The 1,738-nt window shown below is 57.2% G+C and carries 1 protein-coding gene; it reads right to left on the bottom strand.

What is annotated here, in order from left to right; all coding sequences use genetic code 11:
• Positions 1-354: 354 nt before the first annotated feature.
• Positions 355-1,686, bottom strand: a complete 1,332-nt coding sequence (locus tag AC1DSG_RS30920) for an OprD family porin (protein WP_477794258.1) — start codon at positions 1,684-1,686, stop codon at positions 355-357.
• Between the last annotated feature and the right edge of the window lie 52 nt (positions 1,687-1,738).

Below are 1,738 nucleotides of genomic sequence, written 5' to 3'. Positions count from 1 at the left end.
TCCCAGGGTAATTCGCGCGACCTTCCTGCTTATGCCTGTCGGATCTACGTCACAGCGTTCCGTGCAAGTATTGGGCTTTGAAGATATTGGCCTTCTTACCCCGCTGCACCGCCTAATCCGCTTCCTGTTCGTCAGGCCAGCATTTTGCCTCGGGCTTCCTTCAGATTCGCAGTCACCCGCGACACCCTTGCCTCTGGCTAGCACTTCCCCTTGCCGGGTGTGTAGAGGACTTTCACCTCCAAGTCACCAGCTTGGCCACCACAGCCAAGCTGGTTGCGCTTGCGCGCAACGCGCCATGCCTGGCGCACCAAAAAAAAAGCCTCGCCAACAGGCGAGGCTCTTTCTGACGGCTTATTACAAGAAGCTGTAGGTGTAGTTGAGGATCACACGGGTCTGGTCAACATCGGGGTTGTTGGAGACTTCACTGCCGCGATAGACACCATTACGCACCGTCACACCGAGACCTTTGAAGGTGCCCTGCTGGATGGTGTAGTCAACCCGCATGTCGCGCTCCCACTCGGACGCATCAGGGCCTCGGCCGTTCGTTGCTTTGATGTCATCACCGTGCAGATAGGCGATCGAGGTTTTCAGGCCCGGCACACCCAGCGCCGCGAAATCATAGGAGTACTGACCGAAGGTGGTGTTTTCACCGGCTCGGACAAAGCCGTTGATCATGGAATCTGTGAACAGGTAGAAGCTGGCGCCGCCCTCCCCTTGGTTATTACCGCTGCTGTCAACCACGTTGCCCTGGTTCAGGTAGACGAAGCCGCCATCATCATTCACGCGCTGGTGACCCAGCAGGAATGCGTTGCCACCCAGGGTGTAGGTGAACATCCCGCTCCAGGTCGTGTTGTCGACCTCGCCCGGGGTCTTGGCAAAACCGTTGTTGTTGTTGAAGCGGAAACCGGGGTCGCCGTTCTTGCCATTAGAGCTGCTGTCGAAGTAGCGGAAATCCGACTTGAACGACTGCTTGGCGTCGATCGTCCAGACGTGCACCAGACCCAGGAAGTCCTGCTTGTAGTAATCCTTCAGTTCCGAGTGGTAGTACTGCAGGGTAAGGTCTTTGGTGGCTTTCCAGTCAACACCGCCGTAACGGAACTGGTTGCTGGCTTCAGTACCACCCGCCACGGCCAGGCCGCTGGAGTTTGAAGAGGCACGACCCGTCGCGTGTTCTAACTGACCTACGTTGAAAGTAAAGTTGTCGATATCTTTCGAAGATAGGGTGCCACCTTCAAAGGTTTGTGGCAGCAGACGGCTGTCGTTCGCTACCAGAATCGGCATGTTCGGTTGCAGAGCGCCGCCCAAGTGGGCTTCGGTCTTGGAGATGCGCGCCTTGACGTTGGCCGCCGCGCGGCTCCACTCGTCCACAGCCGAACCGTCGCTGTCGCTTGGGGTGAAGGTGTTGTTGTCCGGGTGATGTCCCTTGCCACCGTCCAGGTGGATGCCGACCATCGCCTGGGCGTCGATACCGAAACCGATCGTACCCGGAGTGAAACCGGACAAGTAATCGAACTTGAGGCCTTCAGCGGTCTCGTTCTGATCGGGGCCGGTTTCACGGTTATCGTTGTTGAAATACATGGTGCGAGAACTGACGGAAAGCTTGCTGTCTTCGATGAAACCTGCGGCGCCTGCCTGCTGCGCCAAAACCCCTACGGCCACGGCCAGGGCCAAGGTGGACTTGTTCATTGTCTAACTCCTCTCGTTTCTAATTCTTGTGTTCCTGGCCTCGGTTCAATGA

Source organism: Pseudomonas sp. P5_A12 (assembly GCF_056400685.1).
This window is presented reverse-complemented; position numbering and strand designations above follow the sequence as displayed.

Excerpts from the sequence above, each read along its gene's own strand:
- AC1DSG_RS30920 (WP_477794258.1), bottom strand. The coding sequence starts at position 1,686 with ATGAACAAGTCCACCTTGGCCCTGGCCGTGGCCGTAGGGGTTTTGGCG.